Origin of the sequence: Streptosporangium pseudovulgare (assembly GCF_014648055.1) — a bacterium.
GTDB classification, from domain to species: domain Bacteria; phylum Actinomycetota; class Actinomycetes; order Streptosporangiales; family Streptosporangiaceae; genus Streptosporangium; species Streptosporangium pseudovulgare.
The window spans coordinates 257,206-283,547 of record NZ_BMQJ01000001.1 but is presented as its reverse complement, the minus strand read 5'-3'; the positions used below and the strand labels follow the sequence as shown (position 1 = coordinate 283,547).

The following is a 26,342-nucleotide window of genomic DNA, read 5'->3' as shown; positions in this document are numbered from 1 at the left end:
GCCGACGGCCCGCGAACCACGCCGACGGCCCGCGAACCACGCCGCTCCACCCCGTGAGCCGCCGCCCCGCGCCCCGGTGGCCGGTCCGCGCCGTGAACCGCGGGAGGGGGCACCGGAACGGCGCCGGAGGCGCGGTGGCAGGATTACCCCGTGCCGTCGGGGAAGGCGAGGGGAATGATGGTGGAGCAGTCCGAACCTCCACGGGAGGAACCTCGCCTGCCTCCGGGACAGTACGTCCCCCGGGGCCGACCGGTGATCCACTACGGCAGGGTGCCGACGTTCCGCCCGGCGACGTGGGAGTTCCAGGTCATGGGGGCGACAGCCTCCGGCGGGCAGCACCGGTTCACCTGGCCGCAGTTCTCCGAGCTGCCCCGCACCACGGTCCTCGCCGACTTCCACTGCGTCACCAAGTTCTCGATCATGGGCAACGAGTGGGGCGGGGTGGCCGCCACGACGCTGATGGAGCTGGCCCCGCCGGCGCCCGAGGCCAGGCACGTGATGATCTGGGCCGAGTACGGCTACAGCGCCAACGTGCGCATGGCCGACTTCACCCGCGATCACACGATCTTCGCGCTGGAGCTGGACGGCACGCCCCTCTCCCCCGAGCGCGGCTTCCCGGTCCGGCTGGTCGTCCCCCACCTGTACGCGTGGAAGAGCGTCAAGTGGGTGCGGGCCGTGGAGTACATGGTCGAGGACCGGCGCGGCTTCTGGGAGGACCGCGGCTACCACAACGTCGCCGATCCCTGGAGCGAGCAGCGCTACTCGTATCAGGAGGAACCAGGCGAAGGCCCACCCTGATCCGGGTTTTCCCGTGATGGGCCGTAATGGTTTGACTACGGTTTGTGCCATGTCGACCAGCGGCTGGGCGCTCCTGTGCGCCGCCAGTGTGCTCCTCGGGTTCGTCCTGTCCCGGTGGGCGGCCGCCCACCGGGGGCCGCAGGGGCCACCGGAGGAGGCGGCCGAGGCGGCTGAGGCCACCTTCGCCACCCTGCACGTCGCGGCGCGGGCGGCCCCGTCGCTGCGGACCGGCCTGAACCGCGGCTCCGCCCGCGAGGCGGTCCGCCACCTGCGCACCCTGCTGGGCGCCGACGCCGTCGCGGTGACCGACACCGAGGGGGTCCTCGCCTGGGACGGCGCGGCCGGCTGCCACCGCGGCCACGCGGTCCGGCACGCCCGCGCCGCGCTCGCCGCGGGCCGTCCGCTCACCGTGGCGGGGGACGCCGCGGCCTGCGGCACGCCGGGCTGCGCCGTACGGGGGGCGGCGGTCGCGCCGCTGACGGTGGACGGCCGGGCGGTGGGCGCGCTGGCCGCCTACGGCGCCGAGGCCGGCGAGCCGCTGGCCCGGACCGTCGCCGAACTGGCCCGCTGGGTCTCCGGCCAGCTGGAGCTGGCCGAGCTGGACGCCTCCAGGCGGCGCGCGACGGAGGCGGAGACCCGGGCGCTGCGCGCGCAGATCTCCCCGCACTTCGTCTACAACTGCCTGACCACCATCGCCTCGTTCGTGCGCACCGACCCCGAGCACGCCCGCGAGCTGCTGGTCGACTTCGCCGACTTCACCCGGTACGCGCTGCGCAGCGGCGGCGACCTCACCACCCTGGCCGACGAGCTGCACTGCGTGGACCGCTACCTGCAGCTGGAACGCGCCCGGTTCGGCGACCGGCTCCGCTTCACCGTCGAGGTCGCCCCCGAGGTGCTGTCGGTGCCGGTCCCGTTCCTGTGCGTGCAACCGCTGGTGGAGAACGCCATCAAGCACGGCACCGCCCTGTGCGGCGGCGCGGGGCGGGTGCGGGTGGTGGCCGTGGACGCCGGGCGCGAGGCCCACATCAGCGTGGCCGACGACGGCCTCGGGATGGACCCGGAGCGCGCCAGGACGCTCCTGGGCGCCGAACCGGGTGACCGGAGGGACGGGGGCGGCATCGGCCTGTCCAACGTGGACGTGCGGCTCCGCCGCATCTACGGTGAGGAGTACGGGCTGGTCCTGGAGACCGCGCCGGGCGCGGGGACGACCGTCCGGCTGCGCGTCCCCAAGCTCCTCCCCTGAGCCCCTCCCCTTCAATAGCTATTTGTAGTCATAGCATTACCTAAAGTTGACATGTCTCTTGCGGTGAGCGCGGTTCCAGAGCAGCGTGGGGGCATGCTGCGAGTCCTGGCCGTCGACGACGAGGTCCCCGCGCTGGAGGAGCTGGCCCACCTCCTGCGCCAGGACCCCCGCATCGAGCACGTCACCACCGCCGAGGGCGGGGTCACCGCGCTCCAGGACATGGTGCAGATGGTCGGCTCCGGAGAGCGGCTCGACGGGGTGTTCCTCGACGTCCGGATGCCCGGCCTCGGCGGCTTCGACCTGGCCCGGCTCATCGGCGCCTTCCCCAACCCGCCCCGCCTGGTGTTCGTCACCGCCCACGAGGACTGCGCGCTCCAGGCGTTCGAGGTGGAGGCGGTCGACTACCTCCTCAAGCCGGTGCGGACCGACCGGCTGGCCGAGGCCGTGCGCCGCCTGGAGTCCGCCGCGTCCCCGTCGCCCCAGGGGGAGCCGCCCGCCGAGGACGTCATCCCGGTCGAACTGGGCGGCCGGACCAGGTTCGTGGCCCGGCAGACCGTCCGGTTCGCCGAGGCCAAGGGCGACTACGTCCGGCTGCACACCGTGGACGGCGCCTACCTCGTACGGATGTCGCTGGCCGCGCTGGAGCGGCGCTGGGCCGCCTCCGGCTTCATCCGCGTCCACCGCAGCACGCTGGTGTCGGCGCGGCACGTCAGCGAGCTGCGCTTCGACGGCGGCCGGGTGGTGCTCCAGGTGGGCGAGGAGACCCTGCCGGTCAGCCGCCGCCACACCCGGCAGGTCCGCGAGCGGCTCGTCCGCCAGTTCCAGGACCGGCCGGTGCCCTCCGGCGCGGCCGGCGGATCGTGAGTCCCGGACCTCGATGCTCATGTGTCTCATGGTGCGGACGGGGCTCATGGGGTCTCCGGCGACCGTTCGTCGTCTCCCGGACGCCGCTCGTCGCGTCGGCACCCTCCGTACGGCGACAACTACGCGCCGCTGACCGCGCTGCGCGTGAACCCCGGTTCACCCGCGGGGGCGCCGCTCTAGTGTTCTCACAACCGGAGAGCCGAAACCGCCGGGTCAGCGGGGGGGACGAGGGGCCGGAAGGCCCCTGACGTGGTCTGACGCGGCGGGATTCCGGGTGGCCGATTCCTCGCGCCACCCGCGCCGGGCTCGGGGGAGGGCCCGGCCGGCTCCGGTGCGACGGGACGCCCGCGCCGCCTCCGGCGGCGGGGAGCCGTGATCCGGTCCGCGGGGGCGGCCGGATCGCGGGAACGGGCGTCCCGCTCGGCTTCGCCGACCGGCGCGACCCGTCCGGCGGCGCGGGGGCCGCCCGCGCCACCGGGGGAAGGCGCGGGCGGCGGGGGACCGCCGCGTCACGGGGGGTGGCGCGGCGGTCCGGAGGGGACGGTGTCAGCGGGCGAACCCCGCCGCGTCGTGGACCAGGACGCCGCCCACCGCGGTGGCCAGCACCGTCAGATCGCGGATGCGCTCGGCGGGCACCGCGAGCAGGTCGTCCGACAGCACGGCGAAGTCGGCGAGCATGCCCCGGGCGAGGGTGCCCTTGCGGTGCTCCTCGTGCTCCGCGTACGCCGAGCCGACCGTGTAGGCGCGCAGCGCCTGCGTGACGGTCAGCGCCTCGTCCGGGTTGAACGGGGCGCCGGACGCGGTCCGCTGGTTGACGAGGTCGTGGATGCCGAGCAGCGGCGCGCCGTCGGCCACCGGGCAGTCGGAGCTGCCGGGCAGCGTGATCCCCGCGTCGAGGAACGACCGCTGCCGGTAGCAGCCGCGCGAGCGTTCCGGGCCCAGCGCGGCGAGCATGCCGTCGCCCAGCTCGGAGATGAACCGGCCCTGCGGGACCGGGACCACGCCCAGCCGGGCGATCCTGGCCACCTGCTCCTCACTGGTGACCGCGCAGTGCTCGATCCGGTGGCGGATCCCGGGCCGCGGACGCGCGGCCTGGGCCTCCTCGTAGGCGTCCAGGATCACCTCGACCGCGTGGTCGCCGATGGCGTGCGCGGCGATCTGCCAGCCGGAGGCGTGGGCGCGCAGGACGAACGCGCGCAGTGCCTCGGCCTCCTCCTGCAGCAGCCCCCGGTTGCCCGGCTCGCCCTGGTAGTCGCAGCACATGGCGGCGGTCCTGCCGATCAGCGAGCCGTCGGAGAACAGCTTGACGGGGCCGATCCGCAGCCGCTCGTCCCCGAGCCCGGTGCCGATCCCGAGGTCCAGCCCGAACTCCTCCGGGCCCACCTCGTGCAGGTTGGGCGAGCCCGGCATGAGGGTGGCACGCTGCAGCAGCAGGCCGCGCCGTACGGCCTCCTGGAAGGCGGCCACGTCCCAGGCGCCGTTGCCGGCCAGGCCGCGGCCCACGCCGGGCTCGGCGAAGCTGGTCAGGCCCTCGGCAGCGGCCACCCGGCTGGCGAGCCCGATGCCCTCGACGAAGTCGTCGTGGGGGACCGGCCGCAGCACCCGGAGGGCGAGGTCCTGGGCCTGCTCGGCGAGCAGGCCGTCCGGCAGGCCCGCCGCGTCGCGACCGACCGTGCCGCCGGGGACGTCCGGGACGTCCTCCAGCCGGGAGAAGCCCATCAGGGCGAACGCCGCGGTACTGGCGACGCCCATGTGCGCCGAGACGTGCTGCAGCCAGACCGGCCGCCCGCCCGACGCCTTGTCGAGGGCCTCACGGGTGGGGTGCCGCCCGCCCAGCTTGTTCTGGTCGTAGCCGGCGCCGCGCACCCACGCGTCCGGCGGCAGCCCGGCCGCCCGCTCGGCGACCTTGGCGTACAGCTCCTCCAGCGAGGAGACCTGGCCGGCCCGCAGGTTCAGCTCGCGCAGCCGCTGCCCGCGCATGCTCAGGTGGTGGTGGGCGTCGTTGAAGCCCGGCACCACCCGGGCGCCGCCGAGGTCGACCACCACGTCGGCGGTGACCCCGTCCAGCTCCTCGTCCAGGCCGGCGACCCGGCCGCCGAACACCCCCAGCCGGGTGGCCTCGGGCCGGCCGGGGTCCAGCGTGGCGAACCGGCCGTTGACGAACAGGGCGTCCAGGCGCATGACGATCCTTTCCCTCCGCCCCCTTCGGCGAAGGGGCCGTGCTCGGACTTCTTCTTCTCAGGCGCTCGCCGGGACCGGCTCCGCGGCGACCGCCGAACGGCGGCGCAGCGCGGCGACGCAGGCCATGGTGAGCACGATGATGACGAGGTACTGCGCGACGACCGGCCAGATCGACCCGGTCGACTCCAGCAGCGCCTGGGCGATCATCGGGGTGGTGCCGCCGATCAGCGCGCCGCAGAGCTGGTAGGCCAGGGAGATGCCGGTGTAGCGGACCCGCGCGGGGAACGCCTCGGCGAGGAACCCGGCCAGCGCCGCGTAGGACGAGCCGCTGAACACGATGCTCAGCGCCAGGCCGAGCGTGACCAGCACCGGGCTGCCGGTGCCCACCATGACGAACGTGACCGGGGTACAGACGATCAGCACGCCGAGGACGGCCAGCATGAAGCGGGCGGCGCCCATCCGCTGGCCGAGCACCGCGCCGATCGGCTGGGTGACGAACTGCACGACCGCCACGATGAGCAGCACGTTCAGCATGGTGCTCTTGGCGATGCCCAGGTCGGTGGTGGCCCACGACAGGATGAAGGTGTTGGTGAAGTAGGCGGAGGCGATGCCGACGCCGCTCGCGCCGATGCCCAGCAGCACCAGCGGCCACGCCGAGCGGAACACCTCCGCGACCGGCAGCTTGGCGACCTCGCGCTGCTCGCGCATCCGCACGAACTCCGGCGACTCCTCCACCCGCAGCCGGATGACCAGGCCCACCACCAGCAGCACGGCCGACGCCAGGAACGGGAGGCGCCAGCCGTACGACATGAAGCTCTCGTCGGGCATGAGGCTGACCAGCGCGAACATGCCGGTGGCGAGGATCGACCCGGCGGGGGAGCCCTGCTGGGCGAAGGCCGCGTAGAAGATCCGCTTCGGCCCGGCGTGCTCGGCGGCGATCAGCACCGCGCCGCCCCACTCGCCGCCGACCGCGATGCCCTGCACCAGGCGCAGCGCCGCCAGCAGGACCGGGGCGAGCACCCCGGCCGTCGCGTAGGTGGGCAGCACGCCCACCAGCGTGGTCGCGCCGCCCATCAGCAGCAGCGTGGCCACCAGGGTGCGCTTGCGGCCGATGCGGTCGCCGAGGTGGCCGAAGACCACGCCGCCCAGCGGGCGGGCCAGGAAGCCCACCCAGAAGGTGGCGAAGGAGGCCATCACCCCGGCGGCCGGGCTGGCCTCGGGGAAGAAGAGCCTGCCGAAGACCAGGGCCGAGGCGGTGCCGTAGATGTAGAAGTCGTACCACTCGATGGAGGTGCCGACGAAGGACGCGATGCCCGCGCCGCGGGCGTTCGGGGAACTCATATGGGGATCACCAGGGGGTCTAGGCGAAGTGATGGAGACGGGCGAGCGGGACCTCGGTCGCGGGCGCCAGGTCCACCTCGGCGCCGTCCACCAGGACGGGGCCGGGCTCGCGGGGCACCTCGACCCGCGGGGTCGCGGTGTTGCGGCACATGTCGGCCCTGGTCAGACCGCGTGACCGCCGGACGGCCGCGTACCGCACGCCGGTGGGCAGCGCGTCGCGGGCCTCGGCGGACTCCAGCGCCTCGTGGGCGACGAAGATCCGTGACAGCAGGCTCGGCGCGTCGCCGAGCCCGCCGAAGTAGGGGCGGTAGGAGCGCGGCTGGGTCAGCCGGGTCGAGCCCGAGCCGCTGCCCGAGACGCCGTGGGCCACGAAGCCGCCCTTGAGCACCAGTTCGGGCTTGGTGCCGAACCACGCCGGGTGCCACAGCACGATGTCGGCCAGCCGCCCCGGCAGCAGGGTGCCGACCTCGTGGGCCATGCCGTGCGCGACCGCCGGGTTCAGCGTCAGCTTGGCCAGGTAGCGCAGCACCCGCTCGTTGCCGGCCCGGCCGTCCGGCAGGCCGGGGCCGCCCTCACCGGCGCGCAGCGCCTGCAGGTGGGCGACCTGCCAGGTGCGGCGGACGGTCTCGGCCACCCGGCCCATGCCCATCGAGTCGGAGTTGACGATGCTGATCGCGCCCAGGTCGTGCAGCACGTTCTCGGCGGCGATGCCGTGCACCCGCAGCCGGCTCATCGTGACCTCCACGTCGCTGTCGATGTGGTGGTTCTGCCGGTGCACGGTCATGGTCATCGGGAACAGCTCGCCGGCCGTGTTGACCGTGTAGGGGATGGTCGGCGTGGTGGAGGAGGCCAGGATGTGCGGCTCGGAGAGGACCTCCAGCAGATCCGGGTGGCCGCCGCCGCCCTCGACGTGGTAGGCGTGCACCGTACGGCCCCGCGTGGCGGCGACCGTGTCGGCGAGATAACCCGACTCGTTCATCGAGTCCGAGTGCAGCGCCACCGGCAGGTCCGCCTGCTCGGCCACGCCCAGGCAGGTGTCCACGATGCGCGGGGTCGCCCCGAAGTCCTCATGGATCTTGAAGCCGCCGGCCCCGGCCAGCACCGCCTCCTCCAGCAGCGTCGCGGAGCTGGAGGAGCCCCGGGCCAGGAACGCGACGTTCAGCGGGGTGCCGCGCCAGGAGCTCATCAGCGTGTGCAGGTTGTGCGCCGGGTTGCAGCCGACGTCCCACACCCCGCCCAGGCCCATGCCCACGACCGTCGTGACGCCGGAGGCCAGCGCCGCCGGGGCGATCTCGGGCGACGACAGGTGCACGTGCGAGTCCACGACGCCGGGGGTGGCGATCAGCCCCTCGCCCGTCACGATCGCGGTGTGGGAGTCGATGACCGCGCCCTCGAACGGCACGATCCGGCCGTCCTTGACGCCGATGTGGGTCTTGCGCACGCCCAGCACCGGGTCCATCAGCACGACCCCGGCCACCACCAGGTCGAGCGCGGACTCGCGGTCGCCGCGCGGGGCGGCCAGCAGGCCGTCGCGCAGGGTCTTGCCGCAGCCGCCCAGCAGCTCGTCACCGTGGACGACGTCGTCGTGCTCGACCTCGACCCACAGGCAGGTGTCGCCCAGCCGGATCCGGTCGCCGGCGGTCGGGCCGTACAGCGCGTTGTAGGTGCCGCGGGTGACCTGGCTCATGACGACCTCCGCACGATGTGAACCTCCACGGTCTCGCCCGGCGGGAAGGCCGTCGCCGTCCCCGCCGGGATGTCCAGCCGCATCCCCGCGGCCCGCTCCCGGTCAAGGACCAGGGCGGCGTTCACCTCGGTCAGCGGGAAGTGCGAGGAGACGTAGACGGTGCGGTCGCCCTCGTTGCGGACGGTCAGCGCGGACCGCTCGCGCCCGGCGTTGAGCTCCACCGCCCCCTCGCCGGTCTCCACCCAGCCGGGTCCCCGCCCGGCGGGGGCGCCGAACGGCGCGTCCACCGCGACCAGGGCGGTGCCGCTGGGGAACAGCGCCTCCACCTGCACGTGCGTGACCAGGGACGGCACGCCGTCCATCACGTCGTCGGCGGTCAGGAGGGTCCGGGCCGCGGAGACGACCTCCTCCAGGCTCTCCCCGTCCCAGGCCCGCTCCAGGATCTCGTCGCAGATCAGGGCGATCGCCTCGGGGGCGTTGAGGCGGCGGCCCCGGCTCCTGCGGCGGCGCGCCAGTTCGGCGACCGTGAAGATGGTGAGCCGTTCCTGCTCACGGGGTGTCAGGTGCACAGCGCCGGTACCGCCCTCCGATGGCCTGGGGTTTCCGCCCACCGTATGGGCAGGTCAAATGGGTAGCCAACGGTCATACACCGCGTGAACCGGCCGCTAAATTGTGCATGTGACCAATCCCGTGCTCTCCCGGCTCGCCCTCGCCCGCCTCGCCGACCTGGAGGAGGTCATCACGGCCTGGGCCGACAAGGTGATGGCGCTTTCGCCGTACGACCGGGGGCTGGTGCCGCGGGAGGAGGTCGAGGAGGGCGCGCGGATCGGGTTCGCGCTCATCCTGCGCCGCCTCGCCGAGGGCACCACCCCGCCCGAACTGGCCGCGCACTCCGAGTGGCTGGGGGAGCGGCGCGCCGGCCAGGGCGTGCCGCTTCAGTCCCTGCTGGCCGCGGGCCGGCTGGACGCGCGGGCGCTGTGGCAGAGCCTCGTCGAACGGGCCGGTCCCGACGACCTGACCGAGCTGCTGGGCGGCGCCCACCTGGTCTGGGAGGCGGTGGAGCAGCACGTCACCGGCCTGATGGCGGGCTACCAGCGGGCGGTGCTGGAGATGGGACGGCAGCGCGAGGACCAGCGGCGCGCGTGGTTCGCCCGGCTGCTCGACAACGATGGCCGCAATCCCGACGTGGTGCGCGACGCCGGGCGGGTGCTCGGCCTCGACGTCGCGGGGCGGTTCTCCGTGGCGGTGGCCGACCCGGTGATGGGCGCCGGGCTGCGCGCCGCCGCCACCGCGGTGGCCGCCTCGGGCCTGCGCGGCCACCGCCACGAATCGCCCACCGGCGACGTGCTCGTCGTCCAGCTCTCCGCCAGGCCGGCCAACCCGGAGAAGGCCGTGCTGGGCTTTCTGCGGGAGGTGCCCTGCGGGGTGTCGCCGCCGGTGGACGGCCTCGCGAAGGTCCCGCACGCCGTACGGCTGGCCGCGGCGGCGGCGCGGACCGTCCGGCCGGGCGCCGGGGGACCCCTGCGCCTGGAGGACCGCTGGCTGGACGTCTTCGCCGCGCACAGCCCCGAACTGGCCGCCGAACTCGCCGGCCGGGTGCTGGGCCCGCTGGCCGCCGTCGGGGAGGCCGAGCGCGACCGGCTGCTGGAGACCGTGCGGACCCACCTGGCGGGCACCGGGTCGATCGCCGACACCGCCGCCGCGCTGTACTGCCACCGCAACACGGTCCAGCACCGGTTCGCGAGGTTCAGGGAGCTGACCGGGCGGGACGTGCGGGCCCCGGCCGACGGGGCCGTCGTCGCGCTGGCGCTGAGCGCCGCCGGGCTGCGCTGAACGGCGGGGCCGGCCGATCCCTTCGCGCGGTGTCCTCTTCACGCGGTGGTCACGACCCCCGTCTCCCGCGGTACGGCGGCTCTTTCGCGCGGTGACCTCTTCACGCGGTGGTGACGACCCCCGTCTCCCGCGGTGCGGCGGCCTCTTCGCGCGGTGATCACGGCTCCCGCGGTACGGCGGGCCCGCGCCGCGGCCCGCCGTACCGAAGACGCCGGGTGTCAGGCGCCGGGCGTGTCGCGGAGCTTCTTCAGCAGCTCGATGTCCTCGCGGTGCTTCTCCGGGCCGCCCGGGGTCTCCACGCACAGCGGGATGCCCGCCGCGACCGGGTGGCGCATCAGGACGGCGAACGGGTCGATGCCGATGTGACCGGCGCCGATGTTCTCGTGGCGGTCCTTCTTCGACCCGTGGGGGTCCTTGGAGTCGTTGGCGTGGATCAGCCGGAGCCGTCCGGGGGCGACCGCGTGCAGCGCGTCGAGCGTCTCGGTGACCCCCTCGGCGGTCGAGAGGTCGTGGCCCGCGGCGAAGGCGTGGCAGGTGTCGAGGCAGACGCCCGCCTTGGGATGCCAGTCGAGGGCCGCGAGGTAGGCCTCCAGGTCCTGGACGGTCGCGCACAGCATCGCGCCCTGCCCGGCCATCGGCTCCAGCAGCAGGTCGGGGCCGTCCTCGGGGATCTCGTCGAGCAGGGGGAGCAGGTACTCGTGGAGCTGGCGCATGGCGTCGTCACGCGACTGGCTGACCGCCGAGCCGGTGTGGACCACCACGCCGGGGGCGCCGATCGCGTACGCCCGCCGGAGGCCGTGCCGGACGACGGCCACGGACTTCTCCAGGGTCTCGGCGCTCGGCGTGCCCATGTTGACGAGGTAGGGAAGGTGGATGAAGGACAGCATGCCCGACTCGCGCAGCAGGGCGTCCTGGGCGGGGTCGCCGTCGGCGAGCGCCCAGCCGCGCGGGTTGGTGACGAACACCTGGATCATTTCGGCGCCGATGTCGGCGGCGCACTTCAGGCCGCCCTTGCCCAGGCCGCCGGTGACGGAGACGTGTCCGCCGATGAGGGAGAGAGAAGACATGGTGCCGTCAGTTTAGGCGCTGGATCCGACGTCTCCCGGCCGCTCCCCGGCGACATCCCGGGCGTCCTCCGGAGGTGACCGGTTCGTCACCGCTCCGACAGGCGGCCCGGAACCCGGGGGCCGGTCGCGGCCCGCCGCCCCGCTGTGACCCGGGGGCCGGTCGCGGCCCGCCGTCCCGTTGCGGCCCGCGAGCCCGTCGCGGGGCCGGGCCGCCTTCCCGCGGCCCGCCGTCCCGTCGCCGGCCTTTTGGAGCATGACACGAAAATCCGGGACGAACCTTTAGCCCGGTTGGGAGTTCCCGCTGCTGGACCGGGGCGGCGGCGCTGTGTGTACTGCTCACATGCCGAACATCGACGCCGCCGCGCCGGCGGGGCCCGCCGGGTTCAACGCGCTCGGGGCCGCCGGGGCCGAGGCCGGGCTGCTGGCGTGCTGCGCGTCCCCGGTCTTCGCCCGGGAGGTGGCCGCCCGGCGCCCCTACCGCGACCTCGCCGCGCTGGAGTCGGCGGTCGAGGCGGCCGTGCTCGGCCTGCCCTGGCCGGAGGTGCTGACGGCGCTGGCCGCCCACCCCAGGATCGGCGAACCGCCCCGCGACGGCGGAGCCGCGTCCGGCGCGACCGGTCCCGGCACCGTCGCTCACGGTGTGACCGGTCCCGGCGCGGGCGGGGCGGGCGCGGCGAGCCGGGACGCGGCAGGTGACGGCTGCGGCCCGGCGCCGCCCGGCGCGGGCGGGCGGGAGGCGTCCTGGTCGCGGCGGGAGCAGTCCGGGGTGGCGGGAGCGGACCCCGCCGTGCTCGCCGCGCTGGCCGAGGGCAACCGCGCCTACGAGGCGCGCTTCGGCCACATCTACCTGGTCCGCGCCGCCGGCCTGACCGCCGGGGAGATGCTGGACCGCCTGCGGGCGCGGCTGCGCAACGACGAGGAGACCGAGCGGGACGTCGTGCGGACCGAACTGGCCGGGATCGCCCGGCTGCGCGTGGCGCGGCTGCTGGAGGACCCGGAGGGGACGGCGTGACGGCCGGACGCCCCGGGACGGGGACCCACCGGGCGGCCGGGCCGGGGAGACACGGGAGCCCCGGGGCGGGAGCCCGCCCGGACGCGGGGGAGGGAGTCGCGTGAGCCTGTCCACCCACGTCCTGGACGCCTCACTCGGCCGTCCCGCGGCGGGCGTCGCCGTACGGCTGGAGCACGGCGGGAAGGTGCTGGCCGACGGCGTCACCGGCGCCGACGGCCGGATCGGCGGCTGGACGACGACCGAGACGGGCGCCCACCGGCTGGTCTTCGCCACCGGCGAGTACTACGCCGCCCAGGGGATCGTGACCTTCTACCCGGAGGTGACGGTCGACTTCACCGTCGCCGACCCCGCCGAGCACCACCACGTCCCCCTGCTGCTGAGCCCGTTCGCCTATTCGACGTACCGAGGGAGCTGAGACGAGGCATGGCGGTCGTGCTGGGACCCAACCGTTACGGCAAGGCGGAGATCCGCCTGGTCCGCGTCGTCCGGGACGGCGTCGTCCACCACATCAAGGACCTCAACGTCCGCACGTCCCTCTCCGGGGCCATGGACGACGCGCACCTGACCGGGGACAACTCCGCGGTCCTGCCGACCGACACGCAGAAGAACGTCGTCTACGCCTTCGCCAGGAAACACGGCGTGGACCAGATCGAGGACTTCGCGCTGCTGCTGGCCCGCCACCACGTGGACGCCCACCCCTCGATCCACCACGCCCGGGTGGAGATCGAGGAGTACTTCTGGGACCGCGTCCCCCCGCCGGACGGCGGGGACGAGCGGCACTCCTTCGTCCGCTCGGGGCGGGAGGTGCGCACCTGCGTCGTCCACCACGACCGCGACGGCACTTCCACCGTGGTCTCGGGCCTGCGGGACCTGGTGGTGCTGAACTCCACCGGCTCGGAGTTCCACGGCTTCATCCAGGACGAGTACACCACCCTGCCGCCCACCCGGGACCGCGTCCTGGCCACCGAGGTCTCGGCCCGGTGGCGGCACCTGCCGGACGGCTTCCGGCCCGCCACCGAACCGCCCGAACCGCCTGAACGGCCCGAATCATCCGGAGCGTCCAGAGCATCCGGAGCGCACGAACCGTCCGGGGCGTCCGGACCGTCCGCGCCGCCCGGGGCGTCCAGGCCGTCCGCGCAGCCCGGCCCACCCGTGCCGCCCCGGCCGTACGGCTTCGGCGAGTCGTACGAGGAGGTGCGGAACCGCCTGCTGGAGGCGTTCGCCGGGACGTACAGCCTCTCGCTGCAGCAGACCCTCTACGCGATGGGCGGCCTGGTGCTCCGGACGTGCCCCGGGATCTGCGAGGTACGGCTGGCGATGCCCAACCGGCACCACTTCGCGGTGGACCTGACCCCGTTCGGACTGGACAACCCGGGCGAGGTCTTCCACGCCGCCGACCGCCCCTACGGGCTGATCGAGGGCACCGTCCTCGACGACGCGGCCCCCGACGCCCGCTTCGCCTGGGAATGACGATGGACTTCCTGAGACCCGCGACCTGGGCCGAGGCGCTGGAGGCCAAGGCGGAGCGGCCCGGGGCCGTGCCCGTCCAGGGCGGCACCGACGTGATGGTCGAGCTCAACTTCGACGTCCGCCGGCCCGACGCGCTGCTCGACCTGAACCGGGTGGCCGCACTCGGCGAGTGGAGCGCCGAGGAGGACGGGCGGCTCCGGGTCGGCGCGGGCGTGACGTACGCGCGGCTGATCGCCGAGCTGGGGGACCGGCTGCCCGGGCTGGCGCAGGCCGCCCGCACGGTCGGCTCGCCGCAGATCCGCAACCGGGGCACCGTGGGCGGCAACCTCGGCGCGGCCTCGCCCGCCGGGGACGGCCACCCGCCGCTGCTCGCCGCCGGCGCCGAGATCGAGGTCGAGTCGGCCGCCCGGGGGGTGCGGATGATCCCGGCGGAGGAGTTCTACCTCGGTGTCAAGCGCAGCGCCCTGGAGCCCGACGAGCTGATCCGGGCGTTCTGGACGCGCCCGGCGGGCGGCCCGCAGTACTTCTCCAAGGTCGGCACCCGCAACGCCATGGTGATCGCGGTCTGCTCGTTCGCGCTGGCCCTGCACCCCGCCGAGCGGCGGGCCGGCACCGGCATCGGGTCGGCCGCCCCCACCCCGCGCCGGGCGGTCGCGGCCGAGGAGTTCCTCGCCGCCGAGCTCGACTGGGACACCGGCCGGCTCGACCCCGGGCTGCCCCGGCGGTTCGGCGAGCTGGCCGCCGGGGCGGCCTCGCCCATCGACGACGTGCGCGGCACCGCCGCCTACCGCAGGCACGCCGTCGCCGTGCTGGCGCGCCGCACCCTGACCTGGGCCTGGCACGACCTGTGGGCGGCCGGTCCGCACGAGGGGCCGCACGATGGGCCGCGCGGCCGGGTGCGGCGGCCCGGCGGCCCCGTGGCACCCGGAGACCCCGGTGATCCGGAGAAACCCCGAAGGGAGGCGGGTTGATGCGCGTCAGCCTCACCGTCAACGGCCGGCACCGTACGGCCGACGACGTCTGGGAGGGCGAGAGCCTGCTGTACGTCCTGCGCGAGCGGCTGGGGCTGCCCGGCTCCAAGAACGCCTGCGAGCAGGGCGAGTGCGGCTCCTGCACGGTCTACCTCGACGGCCTGCCCGTCTGTGCCTGCCTGGTCGCGGCCGGGCAGGCGGAGAGCCGCGAGGTCCGCACGGTCGAGGGGCTGGCCGGGGACGGCCGGCTCGACCCGGTGCAGGAGGCGTTCACCGAGTGCGGCGCCGTCCAGTGCGGCTTCTGCACCCCCGGCCTCGTCGTGCAGGCCCACGACCTGCTGAACCGGACGCCCCGGCCCACCGACGCCCAGATCCGCGAGGCGCTGGCGGGCAACCTGTGCCGATGCACCGGCTATGAGAAGATCCTCGACGCGGTACGGCTCGCCGCCACGCGGAAGGCGGCGACCCCGTGACCGGCCACAGGCTCCCCGGCGACCTCCCGGGCGGCGTGCTGGTGATCGAGAACGCCTACCTCGTCCCGGTGACCGGCCCGGAGATCCCCTCGGGCCACATCGTCGTCCGGGGCGACCGGATCGAGTCGATCGGCCCGGGGCCGGCGCCGGACCTCCCCGGCGCGCGCCGGGTCGACGGCACCGGCTGCCTGGCCACGCCGGGCCTGGTCAACGCCCACCACCACCTCTACCAGTGGGCCTCCCAGGGGTTCGCCCGGGAGGCCACGCTGTTCGAGTGGCTGGTGGCGCTCTACCCCGTCTGGGCGGCGATGGACGCCGAGGTCGTCAGGGGGGCGGCCGGCGCCGGCCTGGCCCACCTCGCCCTGTCCGGCTGCACCACCTCCGCGGACCACCACTACGTCTTCCCCGCCGGGCGCGGGGACCTGCTCGCCGCCGAGATCGACGCGGCCCGCGCGGTCGGCGTCCGCTTCCACCCCGCCCGGGGCTCCATGGACCGCGGCGTCTCCGACGGCGGCCTGCCCCCGGACGAGGTGGTGGAGGACCTCGACACGATCCTCACCGCGACCGCCGAGGCGATCGACGCCCACCACGACCCCTCCTTCTCCTCGAAGCTGCGGGTGGCGGTCGCGCCCTGCTCGCCGTTCTCGGTCAGCACCGAGCTGATGACCGAGTCCGCCGCGCTGGCCAGGGACAGGGGCGTGCGCCTGCACACCCACCTCGCCGAGACCCTCGACGAGGAGGAGCACTGCCTGGCCCGGTACGGCGTGCGCCCGGTGGACCACATGGAGAAGCTCGGCTGGCTCGGCCCGGATGTGTGGTTCGCCCACGCCGTCCACCTGAGCGACGCCGACATCGTCCGGCTCGCCGGCACCGGCACCGGCACCGCGCACTGCCCCAGCTCCAACGGGCGGCTCGGCGCGGGGATCGCCCGGGTCTCGGAGCTGCTCCGCCGCGGCGCGAACGTCGGCCTCGGCGTGGACGGCAGCGCCTCGGCCGAGCTGACCTCGCTGGCCGGGGAGATGCGCCAGGCGCTGCTGTTCCAGCGGGCGAGGTACGGTCCCACGGCGCTGACCGCCCGGCAGGCCCTCTCGGCCGCCACCCTCGGCGGGGCGCGGAACCTGGGCCGCGAGGCGGAGCTCGGCTCCCTGGAGCCGGGCAAGCTCGCCGACATCGCGCTGTGGCGGATCGACTCCTTCGCCGGGGCCGTCGCCGACCCGGTGCACGCCCTGGTCCTCGGCACCCGGCAACCGCCGCTGGCCCGGCTTCTGGTGGGCGGCGAGACGGTCGTGGCGGACGACGAGCTGCGCACGGCGCCGCAGGACGAGCTCGGCCGGGCGGGCGTCGAGGCCCATCGCCGCCTCATGCGCCTGGCCGGCGAGCGGGGCGTCCCGCCCCCGCCCCCGCGCCCGTGACGTCCGTGGTATCCGGAGAATCCGGGACGCCGGGAGAACCCGGGACGCCCGGAGAACTCGGGACGCCCGGAGAACTCGGGACGCCCGGAGAACCCGGGACGCCCGGAGAACCCGGGACGCCCGGAGAATCCGGGACGCCCGGAGAACCCGGGACACCCTGGAAACCCCTTTCCGAAGGGATGTGATGATGGTGGCCCACCTCACCGGGCCGGGACCGGTGCCGCCCGGGTGTGCCGGGCGGGCCGCACCGGCCCGCCGTACACCAGGGAGCAGGGTTGTCTGAGTCGTCGGGACACGTCGTCATCGCCCCGGACAAGTTCAAGGGGTCGCTGACCGCGGCCGAGGTCGCGGCGCGGGTGGCCGCCGGGCTCGGCCCGGACGTCGCCACGGTCGCGGTGCCGGTGGCCGACGGCGGTGACGGCACCGTGGACGCGGCCGTCGCCGCCGGGTTCGGCCGTGTCGAGGCCGAGGTCACCGGGCCCACCGGGGAACCGGTCCGCGCCGCCTACGCCTGGCGCGAGGCCGGCGGGACGCCGACGGCCGTGGTCGAGCTGGCCGAGGCGTCCGGGCTGCGCCGCCTGCCGGACGGGCCGCGGGCGCTCACCGCGACCAGCCGGGGAACCGGCGAGCTGATCGCCCACGCCGTACGGCGCGGCGCGCGGCGGATCGTGCTCGGCCTGGGCGGCAGCGCCTGCACCGACGGCGGCACCGGCATGATGGCGGCGCTCGGCGTCCGGTTCCTGGACGCGGACGGGCGGGAGCTGCCCCCGGGCGGCGCGGCCCTGACCGATCTCGACAGGATCGACGCCTCCGGGTTCGAGGCGTCCGGGCTCGGCCCGTCCGGCGGCGTGGAGTATGTCGTCGCCGGTGACGTGGACAACCCGCTGCTCGGCCCGCACGGCGCCGCCGCCGTGTACGGCCCGCAGAAGGGCGCCGGCCCCGAGGACGTCGCGCTGCTGGAGAAGGGCCTGGTACGGCTCGCCGCGGTCGCCGCGCACACCCACGGCCTGGCCGGCGCCGCCGAGCACGACGGCGTCGTGCGCGCCATGGGCGTGGCCGCCCGGCCCGGCGCGGGCGCCGCCGGGGGAGTGGGCTTCGCCGCGCTGGCCTTCCTCGGGGCGGACCTGCGGCCGGGCATCGAGTACCTGCTCGACCTGCTGCGCTTCCACGACCGGCTCCCCGGCGCCCGCCTGGTGGTCACCGGGGAGGGGTCGCTGGACGAGCAGACCCTGCGCGGCAAGGCCCCCGCGGGCGTCGCGGCGGCGGCGGCCAAGGCGGGGGTCCCGGTCGTCGCGGTGTGCGGGCGCCGGACGCTGGGCGACGAGGAGCTGGCCGCGGCCGGCATCTCGGCCGCCTACGCCCTCACCGACCTCGAACCCGACCCGGAGGTGTGCATGGCGCAGGCGGGCCCGCTGCTGGAGCGCCTCGCGCGCCGGATCACCGCGGAACACCTGTGACCATCGCCGGGGCCCGCGAGAGCCGGGGAGCGGACGAGCGGAGACCGGACCTGGTGGTCCGGTCCCGCCGGGTGGTGCTGCCCGGCGGCCAGGCCCCGGCGGCGGTGGCCGTATGGGACGGCAGGATCACCGGCCTGCACCCCCACGACGCGCCCCCGGACGCCGCCGAACGGGTCGACCTCGGCGACGTCGCGCTGCTGCCGGGCCTGGTCGACACCCACGTGCACGTCAACGAGCCCGGCCGGACCCACTGGGAGGGCTTCGCGTCGGCCACCCGGGCCGCCGCGGCCGGCGGCGTCACCACGATCGTGGACATGCCGCTCAACTCGTTGCCGCCGACCGTGGACGTGGCCGCGCTCGACGTCAAGAGGCGGGCCGCCGGGGGCCGGTGCGCGGTGGACGTCGGCTTCTGGGGCGGCGCGATCCCCGGGAACGCCGCCGCCCTGCGGCCGCTGCACGAGGCCGGCGTGTTCGGCTTCAAGTGCTTCCTGTCGCCGTCGGGCGTGGAGGAGTTCCCGCCGCTCGACGACGCGGGGCTGCGGCGGGCCATGGCGGAGATCGCCTCCTTCGACGGCCTGCTGGTCGTCCACGCCGAGGACCCGGCGCTGCTCGCCGATCCCGCCGGGCCCGGCTACGCCGATTTCCTCGGCTCCCGGCCCGGCGAGGCCGAGCGGCGGGCGGTCGAGCGGGTCGTGGCGCTGGCCGGGGAGACCGGCGCGCGGGTCCACATCCTGCACGTGTCCTCGGCGCTGTGCCTGGAGCCGCTGGCCGCGGCACGGGCGCGGGGCGTGCGGATCACCGCCGAGACCTGCCCGCACTACCTGGCGCTGACCGCCGAGGAGGTGCCGCCCGGCGGCACCGCGTTCAAGTGCTGTCCGCCGATCCGCTCGGCGGCCAACCGCGACGCGCTCTGGCGCGGGCTCGCCGAGGGGGTGCTGAGCTGTGTCGTCTCCGACCACTCGCCGTCCACGCCGGATCTGAAGGTGCCCGACTTCGCCCGTGCCTGGGGTGGTGTCTCCTCCCTCCAGCTCGGCCTGTCCGTCGTCTGGACCGAGGCGGCGCGGCGCGGATACGGCCTGGAGCACGTCGTCCGGTGGATGGCCGCCGGCCCCGCGGCGCTGGCCGGCCTGACCCGCAAGGGTGTGATCGAGGCGGGCCGCGACGCCGACCTGGTGGCCTTCGATCCCGACGCCGAGCACACCGTGGACGCCGCCGCCCTGCACCACCGCAATCCGGTCACGCCGTACCACGGCAGGACGCTGCGGGGCGCGGTCCGCGCCACCTGGCTGCGCGGCCGCCTCACGGGCGGCGGGTCCGACAGCGGGTCCGACAGCGGGTCCGACGGCGAGCCCGGCGGGGTCCTGCTGCGGCGACCCGCCCCGGAACGGGCCGAGCCCGGCACCGGCACCCCGGAACGGACCGAGCCCGAGCCCGAGCCCGAGCTCGGCCCCGGCGCCCCGGGACCCGGCGAGCCCGAGCCAGGCCGGTCGGAGCCGCCCGCGGCGCGTCCTCGCACGCCCTCCCGCCCCGGCACCGGAAGGACCCCGTCGTGAACGACTTCACCACCCTGCCCGACCTGGCGCTGCGCACCCACGGCGGCTCGGTCGTCGCGGCCAGCGACGAGTCCTTCGCCGAGCGGGAGAACCTCATCCGGCCCGGCCCGCCCGGCTTCCAGGCGCACACCTTCGGCGCCAAGGGCCAGGTCTACGACGGCTGGGAGACCCGGCGGCGGCGCGAGCCCGGCCACGACTGGGCCGTGGTCCGCCTCGGCGTGCCCGGCGTGGTCCGCGGCGTCGTGATCGACACCGCCTGGTTCAGGGCCAACCACCCGGCGCACGCCTCCGTCGAGGCGGCCGAGGTGACCGGCCACCCCACCGCGGCGGAGCTGGCCGGCGCCGAATGGGAGGAGATCGTCCCGCGCGCCGCACTCACCGGGGACGCCGAGCACCGCTTCACGGTGACCGGGGAACGGCGCCGCACCCACGTGCGGCTGAACATCTTCCCCGACGGCGGCGTGGCCCGGCTGCGCGTGCACGGCGAGGCCAGGCCGGACCTGACGGTCTACGACGGCCTGGGTCTGGACCTGGCCGCGCTGGAGAACGGCGGGCTGGTCACCGGCTGCTCCGACGGGTTCTACTCCCCGCCCGGCAACGTCATAGCCCCCGGCCTCGCCCGGCACCAGGCCGAGGGCTGGGAGACGGCCCGCCGCCGCGACGGCGGCAACGACTGGCTGGTGATCCGCCTGGCCGGGCCCGGCGTCATCCGGCTCGCCGAGATCGACACGACGAACCTGCTGTTCAACGCCCCGGCCGCCGTGTCGCTCCGGGGGACGGCCGACGGCCGTACCTGGACGGAGCTGCTGCCCAGGACCCCGCTGCTGCCCGACACGCGCCACCGCTTCCGCCTCGCGGACGCGCCGGTGACCACCCACGTCAGGGTGGACGTCTTCCCCGACGGCGGCCTCGCCCGGGTCCGCCTGCACGGCCTGCTCCACCGGCCCTGAGCCGTACGGCCGGCCGTGACGCGCGACCGGTGGCGAGCCGTGCCATCCGGAACGGCGTGACCGGCCGCGAGCCGTACGGACGGACAGGCCCGCGACCCGCCGAGCACGCGACCGGTCGAAGCGCGCGCCGCTCAGAACCAGAGCGTCACCTCGGTGCCCGGCGGGACCTGCTGGCCGGCCCCCGGGAGCTGCGCCACCACCATCCCCCGGCCCAGGCCCTTGCGCATCTTCACCGTCACCCCCGCGGCGCGCAGCTCGTCGCGGGCCGCCTTGACCTCTTTGAACATCACGTTGGGGATGACGACCACCTGCTTGCCGTCGCCCTCGCCGGGCTGGCCGTCGTTCTCCCACGGCCAGTGCCAGCCGGGGTTGTTGCACTGGGAGAGGGTCATCCGCACGACGGCGCCCTTGTCCACCTCGGCCCCGGGCTGGGGGTCCTGCGCGATGACCGTGCAGGGGGTGGCGGCGTCGGTCTGCTCGACGAACTCCGGCAGGAAGCCCGCGGTGCGCAGCGTGGCGTCGGCCTGGTCGCGGGGCATGCCCTTGACGTCCGGCAGGAGCAGGCCCGCGCTGACCACCAGGGAGACCTTGCTGCCCTCCTTGACGGGGTTGCCCACCGCCGGGATGGTCCGGATGACCTGGTTGCGCGGCACGGTGTCACTGCCCTGCCGCCGGATGTTCCCGGTGACCAGCTTGACCTCGGCGAGCTTCGACCGGGCCGCGTTCTGGTCCATGCCGACGACGTTGGGCACCGGGACCCGCTTGGGGCCCGCCGAGGCGACCAGGGTGAGCCGCGACTTCGGCTCGACCTCGGTGCCGCCGACCGGGTCGGTCGACAGGACGTTGTCCTTGGGGACCTTCTCGTCGTACTGGGCCTGGCCGACCACGACGGTGAAGCCGAGCCGTTCGGCCTCGCTCTGGGCCAGCTTGACGTTCATGCCCACCAGCGAGTCGGGCACCTTGATCGTGCGGGTCTGGGAGAACCACCAGCCGGTCAGGCCGATCCCGGCCACCATGACCAGGGCCAGCGCGATCAGGAACCACGTGGGCCGCCGGGACCCGCCGCGCCGCGCGGCCGCCCGCGGCTCCGGCCCGGCCGGGGTGCCGGGGTGGCCTGCGGCGGGGGTGGTGAGCAGTTCGCCGCGCGGCTGGACCAGGGTGTGGTTGACGGCCGGCTGCACCATGGTGGCGCCCGCCGGCCCCGGGTGCTCCGCGGGCCGTACCGGGGCGACCGGGACCTGCGGCGCCGGGCCGCTGTCCATGGGCAGCGCCCGGTGCGCCTCCACCGCGGCGACCAGCATCGCGGTGGCGTCCGCCGGACGGCCCTCGGGGTCGCGGGCCGTGGCCCTGGCCACCAGAGCGTCGAGCTGCGGGGGGATGTCGGGCAGCAGGCTGGACGGCAGCGGAACGGTGTCGTGGACGTGCCGGTAGGCCACCGACATCGGGGTGTCGCCCTCGTACGGCTGGCTGCCGGTGAGGAGCTCGAACAGCATGATCCCGGCCGCGTAGACGTCGCTGCGGGCGTCGGCGGCCGCCGCCGTCACCTGCTCGGGCGACATGTAGGCGATGGTCCCGATCATGACGCCGGTCCGCGTCTGGTTGGTCGCCTCGATCGCGCGGGCCAGGCCGAAGTCCACCACCTTGATCCGGCCGTCGTCGCTGAGGAGGACGTTCTCCGGCTTGACGTCGCGGTGGATCATCCCCGTCTGGTGCGCGGCGCCCAGCGCGGCGAGCACCGGGATGATGACCTCCAGGGCCTCGCGGGCGGGCAGCCTGCCGCGGGAGCGGAGCACGTCGCGCAGGGTGCGCCCCGGGACGTACTCCATCGACAGGTAGACGTTGCCGCCGTCGGTGCCCTGGTCGAAGACGTGCACCACGTTGGGGTGCGACAGGCTCGCCACCGACTTCGCCTCGCCGATGAACCGCCGGACGAAGGAGGGGTCCTCGGCGAGGGATCGGTGCATCACCTTCACGGCGACCGTGCGGTCGAGCCGGATGTCCATGGCCAGGTAGACGGTCGCCATCCCGCCTCGGGCGATCCGGGACTCGACGCGGTAACGCCCGTCGAGGAGTCTCCCGACCAGGGGGTCAGTAACCGTCGTGTCCACCCGGCTGAGTTTACGGGCGTTTTGGCGTCCACAGGGTGCCGGTGTTCCAAACCGATGCCGAGAAGTTGACTGTTTTCTGCGGATTCCCAGGGCATTCCGAGGTCCACGGGGCGGATCACTGTACCCGTCGCCGACGCTCCGCCCCCGGCCGGCCGTCCCCGGCCGGGGCCCGGGGACGGCCCTCATGAGGGGTGCACCGCCCGCCGCCGCGCACCCCCCACGAGGCGTACCGCCGCCCGCCGCCATACGCCCGGGCGGCGGGGAGGCCCGCTCAGGGGGTCATGGGAGAGGACGCCTCCGCGTAGCGGCGCCGGGGGATCCGGCCCGCCAGGCGGGCGGCCCGCCCCGCGGCGACCGCCGACCGCATGGCCTGCGCCATCAGGTCGGGCCGCTGGGCCCGGGTCACCGCGGTCGCCAGCAGCACCGCGTCGCAGCCCAGCTCCATCGCCAGGGCCGCGTCGCTGGCGGTGCCGATCCCGGCGTCCAGGATCACCGGCACCCCGGCCGCCTCCACGATCAGCTCGATGTTGTGCGGGTTGCGGATGCCCAGGCCGGAGCCGATCGGCGCGCCGAGCGGCATCACCGCCGCGCAGCCCGCCTGCTCCAGCCGGCGCGCCAGGGCCGGGTCGTCCCCGATGTACGGCAGCACCGTGAACCCGTCGGCCACCAGCCGCTCGGCCGCGTCGAAGGTCTCGATCGGGTCGGGCAGCAGGGTGCGCTCGTCGGAGATGACCTCCAGCTTGACCCAGTCCGTCTCCAGGGCCTCCCTGGCCAGCCGGGCGGTCAGCACCGCCTCCTGGGCGGTGAAGCAGCCGGCGGTGTTGGGCAGGACCCTGATGCCGCGGCGGCGCAGCACGTCGAGGACGGAGCCGCGGGCCGACGGGTCCAGCCGCCGCATCGCCACCGTGGTCAGCTCGGTGCCCGAGGCGGCCAGCGCGGCGTCCAGGACCTCCAGCGAGGGCGCGCCGCCGGTGCCCATGATGAGCCGGGAGGCGAACTTCTCGCCGCCGATGATCAGGTCGTCGTCCACGTCCCTCAGCCTCCCTGCACCGCGGTGAGCACCTCGACCGCGTCCGCGTCGGCGAGCGCGGTGGAGTCCCACGCGCCCCGCGAGACGACCTCGCCGTTCACGGCGACGGCCACCCCGTTCCGGGTCTCGGTCAGGGTCTTCACGGCCTCGGCGACGGTGGCCCCGGAGGGCAGCTCGCGCGCGACGCCGTTGATGGTCACGTTCAACGATGCTCCTGGAAGCGGAGAGGTGAGCAGATCTTCAGAAGGCCGGGGTCGCCGTCGCCGGCGCACAGGTCGGCGGTCAGCGGGGCGAGCAGCACCCCGTTGCGGTGGTGGCCGGTGGCCAGCCACAGGCCCGGCGGGCCGGCCGGGCCGATCACCGGGAGGTTGTCCGGCGTGCCGGGGCGCAGGCCCGCGACCGCGTCCGAGAGCTCCAGCTCGGTCACCCCGGGGAGCAGCTCCCGGGCGTCGCGCAGCAGCTCCCACAGCCCGCCGGCCGTCACCCTGGTGTCGAAGCCCATCTCCTCCTGGGTGGCCCCGACGACCAGCTCGCCGTCCGCGCGCGGGACGAGGTAGACGTGCGAGCCGTGGACCGTGCCGCGCACGCAGCGCCCCAGGATCGGCTCGGGGGAGCGCAGCCGCATGATCTGGCCCTTGACCGGGCGTACCGGCGGCAGGATCCCGGGCGGCAGGCCCTCGATCGCGGCGGGCGCGCCCGCGCCGCCGGGGCCCCCGGACCACGCCCCGGTCGCCAGGACCACCCGGTCGGCCCCGACGGTCCCGCCGGCGGCCGGCCGTACCCCGGTGACCCGCCCGGCGGACGTCTCCAGGGCGGCGGCGCGCGTCCGCAGCAGGGTGACGCCCCGGCGCTCCAGGGCCGTCAGCAGGGCCGCGGTGACCTTCCTGGGGTCCACCCAGGCGTCCCTCTCGGCGAGCATGCCGCCGCGGACGGACGGGGCCAGCATCGGCTCCAGGCGGCGGCACTCGCGGCCGGTCAGCCGCCGGGCGGGCAGCCCCAGCCCGGTGGCGAACGCGGCGATCTCCTCCAGCGCCGCCATGTCGTCGGCGCCGAAGGCGACATCGAGGGTGCCGCCGTCGCGGTAGTCGAGGTCGCCCACCTCGCAGCCGGCGTCGGCGGCGAGCTCCGCGGCGAACGACGGCCACCTGTCCAGCGAGGCCAGGCCCAGCCGCAGCAGGGGCTCCTCGGTGTAGGTGACCTCGCTCACCGGCGCCAGCATGCCCGCCGCCGCGTGCGAGGCGCCGGAGGCGGGGGCCGGGTCCATCACCGCGGCCCGCAGGCCCCCTCTGGCGGCGCGCCAGGCCACCGAGAGACCGATCACCCCTCCGCCCACGACCAGGAGGTCGAACCGCTGCGGCATTCCCATCCCGCTCCCTTCGCCGGCATGACCCGGATCAGGTTCCTGGCGGTCGAGGGCCCGCTCGCGGTCACGCCCGGTCGCGGCCCGCCCGCGTCGCCCGGCCGCGCCCATCAGGGGCGATTCCGGTCGCGGTGCGTGGCTCCGCGCTCTTCGGCGGTCTCGCGGCCCTCCTCTCAGCCCGGTGCGTGCCGGGCTCCCGCGCGTCTTGACATCCCAACCATAAGGGGTGCCTCCGGCCGCCCCGACGCGGGTGTAGCGCCCCGTGTGGGTTGAATGCCGGTTTCAGCGCACGTAGCAGATAGCCGAGGGTCCTCCGGACGCCTAGGCTGATGAGGTGTGAATCATGTCGTGGTGGTTGGCGCCGGCCTGGCCGGCGTGCGCAGCGTCGAGGCGTTACGGGCCCACGGGTTCGCCGGCACGATCACCCTGATCGGGGAGGAGCGGCACCGGCCGTACGACCGCCCCCCCTTGTCGAAGGCTGTCCTGCTCGGCGGCACCGACTCCACGGTCGTCGACTCCGATCTCGGCGCCCTGGAGGTCTCCTTCCGCCCGGGAGCGGCCGCCAAGGGGTTGCGGCCCGGCGTGGTGGAGACCACCGAGGGCGAGCTTCCCTACGACGGGCTGGTCATCGCCACCGGCGCCCGCCCGGTCCGGCTGCTCGGCGACGGCCCGCAGCACGTCCTGCGCACGATCGACGACGCCCTCGGGCTGCGCGCCCTGTTCGCGCCGGGGGTCAGGATCGCCGTCGTCGGCGCGGGCTGGATCGGCGCCGAGGTGACCACCGCCGCGCGCCGGGCCGGCTGCGAGGTCACCGTGGTCGAGGCCGCCGACGTCCCGCTGGCCGCCGCGCTCGGCCCGGTCGGCGCCTGGACCGTCCCCTGGTACGAGCAGGCGGGCGTGGACCTGCGGCTCGGCACCGCGGTCGCCTCCGTCGACCACGGCGGGCTGACTCTGGCCGACGGCTCGGCGGTCGAGGCCGACGTGGTCGTCACCGGTGTCGGCGTCCGCCCCGCGGTCGAGTGGCTGGCCGGCTCCGGCGTCGGGCTCGACGACGGCGTCGTCACCGACGAGCACCTGCGCACCTCGCTGCCCGGCGTCGTCGCGGTGGGCGACTGCGCCGCCTGGTGGTCGCGCCGCTACGGCCGCCGCCTGCGGGTCGAGCACTGGGACACCGCGCTGAACGCCCCCGAGGTGGCCGTGGCCTCCCTGATGGGGGAGGAGGCGGTCTACGACCCGGTTCCCTACTTCTGGTCGGAGCAGTTCGGCCACATGGTCCAGTACGCCGGCCGGCACGACGGCGGCCGCCTGGTCATGCGCGGCGACCCCGGGGCCGATCCGAAGTGGGGGGCCTGCTGGGTGGACGACCGCGACCGGCTCGTCGCGGTGCTGTCCGTCGACCGGCCCCGCGACCTGGTCCAGGGCAGGCGCCTCATCGAGGGCGGCCGGCCCCTCGACGTCGAGCGCCTGGCCGACCCTGCGGTAGCGTTGCGCGACTGCGCGGCGTGACCCGCACCGGTGTTTGGCGAAAGGCT

General features: G+C 75.3%; 23 protein-coding genes. 14 read left to right on the top strand and 9 right to left on the bottom strand.

The annotated features are described in order from the left end of the window. Window positions 1–177 precede the first annotated feature (177 nt). The 3 genes from IEZ10_RS01110 to IEZ10_RS01100 all read left to right on the top strand — a co-directional run bounded on the left by IEZ10_RS01110 (window position 178) and on the right by IEZ10_RS01100 (window position 2,905). The gene (locus tag IEZ10_RS01110) at window positions 178–798 is read left to right on the top strand and encodes a molybdopterin-dependent oxidoreductase (protein WP_189245041.1); all 621 of its coding nucleotides are present in this window, start codon (window positions 178–180) and stop codon (window positions 796–798) included. A 49-nt stretch (window positions 799–847) separates the two neighbouring features. Continuing rightward, complete coding sequence (locus IEZ10_RS01105; RefSeq protein WP_189244539.1) at window positions 848–2,041, top strand: histidine kinase; 1,194 nt, start codon at window positions 848–850, stop codon at window positions 2,039–2,041. Window positions 2,042–2,134: 93 nt separating this feature from the next. Continuing rightward, complete coding sequence (locus IEZ10_RS01100; protein ID WP_189244538.1) at window positions 2,135–2,905, top strand: LytR/AlgR family response regulator transcription factor; 771 nt, start codon at window positions 2,135–2,137, stop codon at window positions 2,903–2,905. Between the two features lie 546 nt (window positions 2,906–3,451). On the opposite strand, the gene IEZ10_RS01095 is transcribed toward IEZ10_RS01100, so the two are convergent. Genes IEZ10_RS01095 through IEZ10_RS40215 form a run of 4 tightly spaced genes read right to left on the bottom strand, consistent with a single transcriptional unit; the run spans window position 3,452 to window position 8,683 of the window. Then, window positions 3,452–5,086: an amidohydrolase gene (locus tag IEZ10_RS01095; RefSeq protein WP_189244537.1), complete on the bottom strand. Its 1,635-nt coding sequence runs from the start codon at window positions 5,084–5,086 to the stop codon at window positions 3,452–3,454. Window positions 5,087–5,143: 57 nt separating this feature from the next. Continuing rightward, complete coding sequence (locus tag IEZ10_RS01090; RefSeq protein WP_189244536.1) at window positions 5,144–6,427, bottom strand: MFS transporter; 1,284 nt, start codon at window positions 6,425–6,427, stop codon at window positions 5,144–5,146. A 19-nt stretch (window positions 6,428–6,446) separates the two neighbouring features. After that, window positions 6,447–8,114 (bottom strand): urease subunit alpha, encoded by a 1,668-nt coding sequence (locus IEZ10_RS01085; protein ID WP_189244535.1) that lies wholly within the window; start codon window positions 8,112–8,114, stop codon window positions 6,447–6,449. Further along, window positions 8,111–8,683 (bottom strand): urease subunit gamma, encoded by a 573-nt coding sequence (locus IEZ10_RS40215; protein ID WP_179818498.1) that lies wholly within the window; start codon window positions 8,681–8,683, stop codon window positions 8,111–8,113. The genes IEZ10_RS01085 and IEZ10_RS40215 overlap by 4 nt, the downstream gene beginning before the upstream one ends. A gap of 109 nt (window positions 8,684–8,792) precedes the next feature. Between IEZ10_RS40215 and IEZ10_RS01075 the strand changes: the two genes are divergently transcribed. Beyond that, window positions 8,793–9,947, top strand: coding sequence for a PucR family transcriptional regulator (locus IEZ10_RS01075; RefSeq protein WP_229810824.1), 1,155 nt, complete (start codon window positions 8,793–8,795; stop codon window positions 9,945–9,947). A 218-nt stretch (window positions 9,948–10,165) separates the two neighbouring features. Here IEZ10_RS01075 and IEZ10_RS01070 read toward each other — a convergent pair whose 3' ends face one another. After that, the gene (locus IEZ10_RS01070) at window positions 10,166–11,014 is read right to left on the bottom strand and encodes a deoxyribonuclease IV (RefSeq protein ID WP_189244533.1); all 849 of its coding nucleotides are present in this window, start codon (window positions 11,012–11,014) and stop codon (window positions 10,166–10,168) included. 340 nt (window positions 11,015–11,354) lie between these two features. Here IEZ10_RS01070 and IEZ10_RS01065 point away from each other — a divergent pair, with 340 nt between their 5' ends. From IEZ10_RS01065 to alc, 9 genes are all read left to right on the top strand, one after another. Next, the gene (locus tag IEZ10_RS01065) at window positions 11,355–12,026 is read left to right on the top strand and encodes a 2-oxo-4-hydroxy-4-carboxy-5-ureidoimidazoline decarboxylase (protein WP_189244532.1); all 672 of its coding nucleotides are present in this window, start codon (window positions 11,355–11,357) and stop codon (window positions 12,024–12,026) included. Window positions 12,027–12,126: 100 nt separating this feature from the next. Continuing rightward, window positions 12,127–12,441 carry a hydroxyisourate hydrolase gene (gene uraH, locus IEZ10_RS01060; protein WP_189244531.1) on the top strand — a complete coding sequence of 105 codons (315 nt, stop codon included), beginning with the start codon at window positions 12,127–12,129 and terminating at the stop codon, window positions 12,439–12,441. Window positions 12,442–12,449: 8 nt separating this feature from the next. Beyond that, window positions 12,450–13,496, top strand: a complete 1,047-nt coding sequence (gene pucL, locus IEZ10_RS01055; protein WP_189244530.1) for a factor-independent urate hydroxylase — start codon at window positions 12,450–12,452, stop codon at window positions 13,494–13,496. Between the two features lie 2 nt (window positions 13,497–13,498). Next, a complete protein-coding gene (locus tag IEZ10_RS01050) occupies window positions 13,499–14,467 on the top strand; it encodes an FAD binding domain-containing protein (RefSeq protein ID WP_189244529.1) in 969 nt (322 codons plus the stop codon). Beyond that, window positions 14,467–14,940 carry a (2Fe-2S)-binding protein gene (locus IEZ10_RS01045; protein WP_189244528.1) on the top strand — a complete coding sequence of 158 codons (474 nt, stop codon included), beginning with the start codon at window positions 14,467–14,469 and terminating at the stop codon, window positions 14,938–14,940. The genes IEZ10_RS01050 and IEZ10_RS01045 overlap by 1 nt, the downstream gene beginning before the upstream one ends. Continuing rightward, window positions 14,937–16,352 carry an 8-oxoguanine deaminase gene (locus tag IEZ10_RS01040; RefSeq protein WP_229810823.1) on the top strand — a complete coding sequence of 472 codons (1,416 nt, stop codon included), beginning with the start codon at window positions 14,937–14,939 and terminating at the stop codon, window positions 16,350–16,352. The genes IEZ10_RS01045 and IEZ10_RS01040 overlap by 4 nt, the downstream gene beginning before the upstream one ends. A gap of 275 nt (window positions 16,353–16,627) precedes the next feature. Next, the gene (locus tag IEZ10_RS01030) at window positions 16,628–17,809 is read left to right on the top strand and encodes a glycerate kinase (RefSeq protein ID WP_229810822.1); all 1,182 of its coding nucleotides are present in this window, start codon (window positions 16,628–16,630) and stop codon (window positions 17,807–17,809) included. Further along, window positions 17,806–19,362 carry an allantoinase AllB gene (gene allB, locus IEZ10_RS01025; RefSeq protein WP_229810821.1) on the top strand — a complete coding sequence of 519 codons (1,557 nt, stop codon included), beginning with the start codon at window positions 17,806–17,808 and terminating at the stop codon, window positions 19,360–19,362. Before IEZ10_RS01030 ends, allB begins: the two co-directional genes overlap by 4 nt. Continuing rightward, complete coding sequence (gene alc / locus IEZ10_RS01020; protein ID WP_189244526.1) at window positions 19,359–20,312, top strand: allantoicase; 954 nt, start codon at window positions 19,359–19,361, stop codon at window positions 20,310–20,312. The genes allB and alc overlap by 4 nt, the downstream gene beginning before the upstream one ends. A gap of 131 nt (window positions 20,313–20,443) precedes the next feature. On the opposite strand, the gene pknB is transcribed toward alc, so the two are convergent. The 4 genes from pknB to thiO all read right to left on the bottom strand — a co-directional run bounded on the left by pknB (window position 20,444) and on the right by thiO (window position 24,810). Then, window positions 20,444–22,420, bottom strand: a complete 1,977-nt coding sequence (gene pknB, locus IEZ10_RS01015; protein ID WP_189244525.1) for a Stk1 family PASTA domain-containing Ser/Thr kinase — start codon at window positions 22,418–22,420, stop codon at window positions 20,444–20,446. Between the two features lie 271 nt (window positions 22,421–22,691). After that, a complete protein-coding gene (locus IEZ10_RS01010; RefSeq protein ID WP_268246264.1) occupies window positions 22,692–23,450 on the bottom strand; it encodes a thiazole synthase in 759 nt (252 codons plus the stop codon). Window positions 23,451–23,455: 5 nt separating this feature from the next. Continuing rightward, window positions 23,456–23,650, bottom strand: coding sequence for a sulfur carrier protein ThiS (gene thiS, locus IEZ10_RS01005; RefSeq protein WP_373287369.1), 195 nt, complete (start codon window positions 23,648–23,650; stop codon window positions 23,456–23,458). A gap of 2 nt (window positions 23,651–23,652) precedes the next feature. Further along, window positions 23,653–24,810, bottom strand: a complete 1,158-nt coding sequence (thiO, locus tag IEZ10_RS01000; protein WP_189245037.1) for a glycine oxidase ThiO — start codon at window positions 24,808–24,810, stop codon at window positions 23,653–23,655. Between the two features lie 348 nt (window positions 24,811–25,158). Here thiO and IEZ10_RS00995 point away from each other — a divergent pair, with 348 nt between their 5' ends. Further along, complete coding sequence (locus IEZ10_RS00995; RefSeq protein ID WP_229810820.1) at window positions 25,159–26,316, top strand: NAD(P)/FAD-dependent oxidoreductase; 1,158 nt, start codon at window positions 25,159–25,161, stop codon at window positions 26,314–26,316. The last annotated feature ends 26 nt before the right edge of the window (window positions 26,317–26,342 follow it).

Excerpts from the sequence above, each read along its gene's own strand:
- IEZ10_RS01110 (WP_189245041.1), top strand. The coding sequence starts at position 178 with ATGGTGGAGCAGTCCGAACCTCCACGGGAGGAACCTCGCCTGCCTCCG.
- IEZ10_RS01100 (WP_189244538.1), top strand. The coding sequence starts at position 2,135 with ATGCTGCGAGTCCTGGCCGTCGACGACGAGGTCCCCGCGCTGGAGGAG.
- IEZ10_RS01050 (WP_189244529.1), top strand. The coding sequence starts at position 13,499 with ATGGACTTCCTGAGACCCGCGACCTGGGCCGAGGCGCTGGAGGCCAAG.
- IEZ10_RS01085 (WP_189244535.1), bottom strand. The coding sequence starts at position 8,114 with ATGAGCCAGGTCACCCGCGGCACCTACAACGCGCTGTACGGCCCGACC.
- pucL (WP_189244530.1), top strand. The coding sequence starts at position 12,450 with ATGGCGGTCGTGCTGGGACCCAACCGTTACGGCAAGGCGGAGATCCGC.
- IEZ10_RS01070 (WP_189244533.1), bottom strand. The coding sequence starts at position 11,014 with ATGTCTTCTCTCTCCCTCATCGGCGGACACGTCTCCGTCACCGGCGGC.
- IEZ10_RS01045 (WP_189244528.1), top strand. The coding sequence starts at position 14,467 with ATGCGCGTCAGCCTCACCGTCAACGGCCGGCACCGTACGGCCGACGAC.
- IEZ10_RS01105 (WP_189244539.1), top strand. The coding sequence starts at position 848 with ATGTCGACCAGCGGCTGGGCGCTCCTGTGCGCCGCCAGTGTGCTCCTC.
- thiO (WP_189245037.1), bottom strand. The coding sequence starts at position 24,810 with ATGCCGCAGCGGTTCGACCTCCTGGTCGTGGGCGGAGGGGTGATCGGT.
- IEZ10_RS01090 (WP_189244536.1), bottom strand. The coding sequence starts at position 6,427 with ATGAGTTCCCCGAACGCCCGCGGCGCGGGCATCGCGTCCTTCGTCGGC.
- IEZ10_RS01095 (WP_189244537.1), bottom strand. The coding sequence starts at position 5,086 with ATGCGCCTGGACGCCCTGTTCGTCAACGGCCGGTTCGCCACGCTGGAC.
- IEZ10_RS01065 (WP_189244532.1), top strand. The coding sequence starts at position 11,355 with ATGCCGAACATCGACGCCGCCGCGCCGGCGGGGCCCGCCGGGTTCAAC.